The organism is Paenibacillus sp. Soil522 (genome assembly GCF_001428245.1).
In the GTDB taxonomy this organism is placed as follows: Bacteria; Bacillota; Bacilli; order Paenibacillales; family Paenibacillaceae; genus Pristimantibacillus.
The window spans coordinates 5,125-12,721 of sequence record NZ_LMRV01000081.1; the positions used below are offsets into that span (position 1 = coordinate 5,125).

7 protein-coding genes are annotated in these 7,597 nt (G+C 42.1%); all 7 read left to right on the forward strand.

What is annotated here, in order from left to right; translation table 11 throughout:
- Positions 1-236 precede the first annotated feature (236 nt).
- The coding region (locus tag ASG81_RS34205; protein ID WP_442952961.1) for a MerR family transcriptional regulator at positions 237-711 on the forward strand (475 nt) is incomplete at its 3' end.
- A 15-nt stretch (positions 712-726) separates the two neighbouring features.
- The gene (locus ASG81_RS34210; RefSeq protein WP_081417572.1) at positions 727-1,140 is read left to right on the forward strand and encodes a GyrI-like domain-containing protein; all 414 of its coding nucleotides are present in this window, start codon (positions 727-729) and stop codon (positions 1,138-1,140) included.
- 283 nt (positions 1,141-1,423) lie between these two features.
- Entirely contained in the window at positions 1,424-1,684 is a 261-nt protein-coding gene (locus ASG81_RS24960) for a hypothetical protein (RefSeq protein ID WP_056640851.1), read from the forward strand.
- 146 nt (positions 1,685-1,830) lie between these two features.
- Positions 1,831-2,082, forward strand: a complete 252-nt coding sequence (locus ASG81_RS24965) for a hypothetical protein (RefSeq protein ID WP_056640853.1) — start codon at positions 1,831-1,833, stop codon at positions 2,080-2,082.
- A gap of 721 nt (positions 2,083-2,803) precedes the next feature.
- Positions 2,804-3,091 carry a hypothetical protein gene (locus ASG81_RS31410; protein ID WP_162255066.1) on the forward strand — a complete coding sequence of 96 codons (288 nt, stop codon included), beginning with the start codon at positions 2,804-2,806 and terminating at the stop codon, positions 3,089-3,091.
- 751 nt (positions 3,092-3,842) lie between these two features.
- Positions 3,843-6,044 (forward strand): catalase/peroxidase HPI, encoded by a 2,202-nt coding sequence (katG, locus tag ASG81_RS24980; protein WP_056640858.1) that lies wholly within the window; start codon positions 3,843-3,845, stop codon positions 6,042-6,044.
- A 113-nt stretch (positions 6,045-6,157) separates the two neighbouring features.
- Positions 6,158-6,568: a Fur family transcriptional regulator gene (locus ASG81_RS24985; protein ID WP_056640861.1), complete on the forward strand. Its 411-nt coding sequence runs from the start codon at positions 6,158-6,160 to the stop codon at positions 6,566-6,568.
- The last annotated feature ends 1,029 nt before the right edge of the window (positions 6,569-7,597 follow it).

Genomic DNA, 7,597 nt, shown 5'->3' on the forward strand with positions numbered 1-7,597 from the left:
TCTCCTTCGCGTTATATTGAACTCTAGACATGAAAATACTCCCCTCATAGCAGCAGTTTTATTATTTCACCTGTCTACTATTTGGGGAGCATATCAATATGATTGGCAGCCTGTTCCCAATGGGCGGTTTGTCCGACTTAAAAAGAAATTTATCTGAACCTCTTGACTCTCCTGCAAGGGAAAGCTTTATCCTACAGGTGAGGACCTCGAAATAAGTGTGCACACAGGAGATGAATATGTTCAAAATTGGTGATTTTGCACGACTGAGTAAGGTAACAGTGAAAGCTCTTAGGCATTATGAAAGCGTAGGACTGTTACAGCCTGCACATATCGACGCTTCTACTGGTTATCGCTATTACATGGCAAGCCAGATGTCCAAACTAAATCGGATCATGGCCCTGAAGGATCTTGGCTTCTCCTTAGAGGAGGTCTCCATCCTTCTCCATGCGGAGATGGACCCTGAACACCTGCGGACGTTCCTAGAAGTGAAGCATTCCGAGATCTCGTCGAGAGTAAGGGATGAGCAAACAAGACTTGCCCGGATCGAGAATTATATGAAAGAGGAGGGACACGCAATGAGGTATGATTGTGTTATCAAACAGATTGAACCGGTACGAGTTGCTTCAATCAGGGACCATATTCCAACGCATAGCGAGCAAGGACATCTCTGGCAAGCTTTGGGGGAGCATATTGAAAAGCACGGAGTGAAAGNTACGAGTTGCTTCAATCAGGGACCATATTCCAACGCATAGCGAGCAAGGACATCTCTGGCAAGCTTTGGGGGAGCATATTGAAAAGCACGGAGTGAAAGTTGTTCCTCCCTGCATGGTGATTTACTACCAAGGTAGCAGTGATTCATCCATCGATGCAGAGGTGATTGAGCCGATATCTGGAGATTTACCGGAAACCGACCGTATCAAGATCAAGATTCTTGAAGGGGTTACCGAAATGGCATGCGTGGTCCATAAAGGCACCTATCAAACCCTCCATAACGCATATAGTAGCTTGTTGAATTGGCTGGAGGAAAACCGGTACGAGATAGTTGGACCGCAACGGGAGTTATATTTGGCCGGAGAATGGTCGACAACCGATACGAATGAATACATTACAGAAATCCAGTGCCCTGTCCGAAAAGCCTGAGTGCGTTAAACTTGTCTTAAAGCAGCAGTTAAGAGGTAGAAGTCTTAAGCGAGGCATTGCCCCCCTTAAGGCTTCCTTCTTTTTGTTAAACTAAAGGGGAACGATAGTTGAAACGATCAAGGGAGCAGCTTGCCGAAGCAGTTGCTCCCTGTTTTGTCGAAGTATCAGGTAGTTTTCCGCAACCATCCATAATCTTATATCGTCTAAATTTAGAAAGGGGATTGTATTTGGAACTTGCTTATCCGTAAAATGTCCATTTCTAAGATTGAAGGGAGAGAGGATAGTGGCGGGTATTGAGAATCTAATTATGAACGCATTAACGTTTATTTTTTCCAAGCATAGATATTTGATTTTTACTTCATTTAAGCAAGCGGACTATTATAATACGGTAACTAAGTTAAAAAACGATGGAGTTTCTTACAGAACAAGGATAACGAGCCATGATACCGGGATGGCAGGATCGAGTAGAAATGATTTAAATCAATATGATATCTTTGTCAAAAAGGAAGAAAAAGACCTTGCAGAAAAAGCAATAAATAATTAAAATTTCCATCTACTTCCATTCAACTAACGGGTACGATAGTTGAACGCCACAAGGGAGCAGATCGCCGCGGCAGTTGCTTCCTTGCTGCATTGAAGTAACTGGCAGTATAATGCCAGTAGCTAATCCAAAAAAAGGTGGATAAATAGGTGAACATTGACGTGAAGGTTTTAACGAAAGTTATTAATAACTGGGATCCTATTGCTCTTTTAGAAGGAGGAGCTCCAGTAGACGAATACAGCATTGAAATAAGGGAAATTGCAGAGCAATGCTCCTTGTGTAAGTCTGAAACAGACTTAGCGAAACTTATTTACACAGTGTTCAACGACAAAATGGGTGTAAAACTAAATCATCTTGCTTGTTTAAATCAGGCATTTAAAATAACTGAACAAGTGAAATAACAGCAATAGTTTTTCAACTACCATGAAAGAACGGATTAACTTTCATGCTCTGTGGTGCAGCATAAGAGATGCATGGATGGCTAACGGGTACGATAGTTGAAACAGATGCCATGGAGCTGTGTGGGATTACAGGAAACACTATTATTAATTGAAATATAGGATATTATGTCTCTAGATTGCCTTACTTCAGGAATAAAAAAAATGGAAAAGGAGAACAAGCAATTATGTTAAGATGCTCTTGGTGTATGAAGAAAATTAAAGAAGATAACCCTTGTTTTGGTCTGAATGTTAAATTTAAAGAAGGTATAGATATTAATGAGCAGGAAGGGAAGATAATCTCATTAAACTTAACGAGTAGAAATACAAGTGTACCATTTATTGTTGTGGCAAGTGGATCAGAAGCTAAACAACAAGGTACTGATGGAATTTTTGCAATTTGTAGTGAGAAGTGCGGAACCAAAATGAAAAGTACATTAGATAAAGAAATCGATTTATTTTCTGGTTACTCAACAATATTNGATGGAATTTTTGCAATTTGTAGTGAGAAGTGCGGAACCAAAATGAAAAGTACATTAGATAAAGAAATCGATTTATTTTCTGGTTACTCAACAATATTGAGTGAACTTATGTGATATATATTTTTTTTATTAGCTCGAAAAGGATAGTCTTTCAAATCAACAACTTTGACTTGACCAGATTGAAATTCCCTAGAGAAAGCGATTTGGCTACGAACAAGTGCTATCGAAACCTCTCGTTCAGACACAATTTCCCCCTCCCTAATAAAGAGGCATTTGGAAAACATTATGCAATTACCTGTTCTGGCGAAGCTCTGCCAAGATGGCCAATACTGCAGCAAGGACAGATGGTGAAATCTTTACCCGTCAGCTTTTTCAAAAAGTTTTTTGCTGATGCTGCAAATGGTGATCAATTTGCTTTTCCTATTCTAAACGGGAAGATTGTAAAAAAAGATATTTATGTTTGGAACCATGAAGATGATAGTAGAACATAGATAAGCTCTTCTCTATCAAGTTTTATAAAAGGCTGGATTAATGGGTCAATTAGTATATAAATCAAGCACTGAACCATTCAACTAACGGAAGAACGTTACTTAAATAGGGATCGCCGGCTGCCGCGCAGTCTGACGGTCCCTATTTTGCTGAAAATACGCTAACGTTTTAACCGGAATATAGGTTATGAGCAAGTTAACATTGAAAAGGATTTCTTTAAAACAGAGTATCATAGAGTTACTTTTGTTAAAAAGTGGGGTTAACGGTATTACGCTAACTTAGAGAATTATAGTTCAATAACGGTGGCTATGTTTATGTTTGAAAATAACAATCAGACAGATTAGCAATACATGATATGCAGGCTGTCCTTTCTTTACATAAATCTTTGTCGTTTTAATTTTGAGGAGGATGATTTAATTAAGAAATATTCAAAGATGCTGAAATACAAGGTGGTACTATCACATGTGTTCAAGTTGTGCCAGCTGGAAGTTATTCTCTATCGGATGGTAAAACCATAACCGACTTACCTGCATTTTGCCGCATTGCGGTCAATCTGGAGCCAACTCCCCAATATTAATTGGATTAGGTTGTGTATTGGATGTCTGATTATCAGCGCAGAGGTGTCTGGAAATCCTTGTTAGTCGATTGGTCAGTCGTAGAAAAAAACGTTGATTTCTGTCCCAAAAAGGTTTATAACCTATATTAGAGTTATTCTTATTAAGAACTTATTATAAATTGAATGGAGAGGTTTAAATGAACTCTATGGATGCTGCTAATTCAGGAAAATGCCCGTTCTCGCATGGAAGCACTGGAAGCACTGGAAGCGCTTCAACGCACAAATCTAGTGGTACGACGAATAGAAACTGGTGGCCTAATCAGTTGAATTTGAACATTCTCCATCAGCATGACCGCAAAACGAATCCTTTAGGCGACGATTTTGATTACGCAGAGGAATTTGCAAAATTAGACTATCAAGCGCTTAAGCAGGATTTAACTGCTCTCATGACGGATAGTCAAGACTGGTGGCCAGCTGACTACGGACATTATGGTCCGTTCTTTATTCGTATGGCTTGGCACTCCGCAGGTACATATCGTACAGGTGACGGCCGTGGAGGTGGCGGAACCGGAACACAGCGTTTTGCTCCCCTTAACAGTTGGCCGGATAACGGCAACCTTGATAAAGCTCGTAGATTACTATGGCCGATTAAACAAAAATATGGCAACAAAATCTCTTGGGCCGACTTGTTCATTCTAACTGGTAATGTCGCTATTGAATCGATGGGCGGCAAAACATTTGGTTTTGGCGGCGGACGTGCTGACGTGTGGCACCCAGAAGAAGACATCTACTGGGGTATTGAAACGGAGTGGCTAGGGGATAAGCGTTATACAGGTGATCGCGAGCTTCAGAATCCGCTTGCTGCCGTTCAAATGGGACTTATCTATGTGAATCCAGAAGGTCCTAATGGCAATCCAGATCCGCTTGCAAGTGCTCGTGATATTCGCGAAACGTTCAAACGGATGGGTATGAACGATGAAGAAACCGTTGCACTCGTAGCTGGTGGACATACATTTGGTAAAGCACATGGTGCAGGCGATGCTGCGCATGTGGGTGCAGAGCCGGAAGCTTCTGCTATTGAAGCACTAGGCTTAGGTTGGCTCAGCTCGCACGGCTCCGGTAAAGGCCGCGACACCATCACCAGCGGAATTGAAGGTGCTTGGACAGCGAATCCGACACAGTGGGATAATGGTTATTTTGAACTACTGTTTGGGTATGAATGGACGCTTACGAAAAGCCCAGCAGGCGCAAATCAGTGGGCGCCAGTCAATCCTGCTGCAGAGCATCTAGCTCCTGATGCAGAAGATGCATCCATTCGTGTTGCGACGATCATGACTACCGCAGATATGGCATTGCGTGTGGATCCAGCCTACGAGAAAATTTCTCGTCGTTTCTATGAGAATTCAGATGAGTTTGCTGATGCATTTGCTCGTGCATGGTTTAAGCTTACTCACCGTGACATGGGTCCTCTTGCCAGATATTTAGGGCCAGAAGTTCCTGAAGAAGTTCTCATCTGGCAAGATGCTGTGCTGGCTGTTGGATATACGTTAACAGACGCACAAGTAGAAGATCTTAAAACAAAAATTCTAAACTCAGGCCTTACCGTCAGTGAACTGGTAACTACAGCTTGGGCTTCGGCTAGCACTTTCCGTGGTTCTGACATGCGTGGCGGCGCAAACGGTGCTCGTATCCGTCTTGCCCCACAGAAGTACTGGGAAGTGAACCAACCTGCACAACTGACTAAAGTGCTTACGATCTTAGAAGGTATTCAATCAGAGCTTGATGCTGAAGTGAGCCTCGCTGATCTGATCGTACTTGGCGGCAGCGCTGCGGTGGAAAAAGCTGCCCGTGATGCAGGCTTTAACGTAACTGTTCCTTTCACTCCTGGACGCGGTGATGCAACACAAGAGCAAACGGATGTAGAAAGCTTCGCAGTGCTAGAGCCAATCTTTGATGGTTTCCGCAATTATCAGAAGAAGAATTATAGCATCAGCTCAGCAGAGCTTCTAGTAGACAAGGCACATCTGCTCAATCTGACTGCTCCGGAAATGACAGCTCTTGTTGGCGGTATGCGTGTACTAGGTACGAACTTCGAGGGAACCAAACACGGCGTATTCACCGAACGTGTAGGCACACTCACCAACGATTTCTTCATTAACTTGCTTGATATGAACGTACAATGGAACCCAGTAGGCGGAGATCTATTTGAAGGACGCGATCGCAAGACGGGTAAAATCCTGCGTACAGCGACTACTGTTGACCTTGTATTCGGTTCAAACTCCATTCTGCGTGCCATTGCAGAGGTATATGCGCAAGACGATAACCAAGAAAAGTTTGTGCGCGACTTTGTAGCTAGCTGGGTCAAAGTAATGAATGCGGATCGCTTCGATCTGAAGTAAAACGCACTTATAACCATGTAAAGCAAAGAGCAGTATTTAACGACAAATACTGTTCTTTGCTTTAGTTTTATTAAAGTCCAAAAAAGAAAATAAAGGAAAAGAAGGGGATCATAATGAGTAAGGAGACGATATTAGACCATATGAAAGAAGAAGGGCTGCGTCTTACTCCCCAGCGCGTTTATATCGTCGAGCTCTTATTCGAATTGTCACATCCGACAGCGGATCGGATTTATACCCTGATGACCGAGAAATTTCCTTATGTCAGCCAAGCGACAGTCTATAACACGCTAAAGAAATTGAAAGAGATCGGAGTCGTCAAAGAGCTCACGAATGGCGACAAATCCAGTAACTTTGAAGTCAACGAAATGGAACACTGGCATTTCAATTGTAAGGTTTGCGGTGAGATCTACGATTTGGAGCCGGCCAAGACCGAAGCATTGATGGCAGTCGGTACACAAAAAGGTGCGTTCCAGGTTGAAATCTATCAGGTCGAGTTTTATGGCGTATGTGCGAAATGCATGTAGTCGTTGTGAGAAAACCACAGTATGCAACAGCCAGTTAAGATTTAACAGGCTGCTGCATGCTGTGGTTTTTTTAAATGTTATTTGAACTTTAAGGAACTTATTTAAAATGTCCCCGTGTCTTTTTGTCTTTCCATCTTTCATCTACCTTCTGGTTAGCAGACTAATACCTCGCATCAACGCTGATCCGATACTGATTGGTCGTATTTTTGAGTGAGCAGTGCAGCAAGAACATACCGAAAATAAGCACATCGCCAGCTTGGAATTCCGTGGTCGCCCACTTGGATAATGTTTATGTGGGCATCATTGTTCATTATTACCGACAAAGTAATGCTATCTTTATGGATCTTGACTAACAAGCGAAGAAGTTGATTTTACAACTCTTGAGAAAGGTCAAAAAGTCACTTTCCGACCGAACAGAACTTTCCCAGTATTCACGGTCACTCATAATCGTTTGCAACCTCTGAAAGACGATTGCCTGTCGCGAGTATTCATATAGCAGGAAACGAGTATCAGAACCTCACAAGTGCAATCGGAAACAAACCTTTCATTCGGGAACGCGCTCGAGAATTTAATTCTGAAGGTGGCATATCGAAGGATGAATTGAGTAGTCTTCTTTTGAGGACACGATCTGAATCGGAAAGTATATTATCAGTTTTGTCCGAGGAGGATTTAAAAAGGGAAGTGATAATCCGCTATGACTTGGAGGATTGGAACAGAATGCTTCGGGTTAATGCTTCAGAAAATGAAACCTATGAAGTGAGAGTAATCAGTCGTCTTCTTGTTCAGGTTGCGGCACACTATGGATATCATGCTGGGCAAATTGTGCTACTCTCCAAATTAATGAAAGATTCGAATGAACACATAACAGGACAGTATCATTGATCATTCATTCAACTAACGGGTACGATAGTTGAACACTGAAAGGGCTACCGCGTGGTCAATGTCATTTAGTTTAGTTCAAAGACAAGAACAGGAATAAAAATGAAATCTGAAATGGCATGGGAAAAGTCCTGTGCCGTTTGTTTTTTT

Coding starts and splice junctions, on each gene's coding strand:
- katG (WP_056640858.1), top strand. CDS start 3,843: ATGAACTCTATGGATGCTGCTAATTCAGGAAAATGCCCGTTCTCGCAT.
- ASG81_RS24985 (WP_056640861.1), top strand. CDS start 6,158: ATGAGTAAGGAGACGATATTAGACCATATGAAAGAAGAAGGGCTGCGT.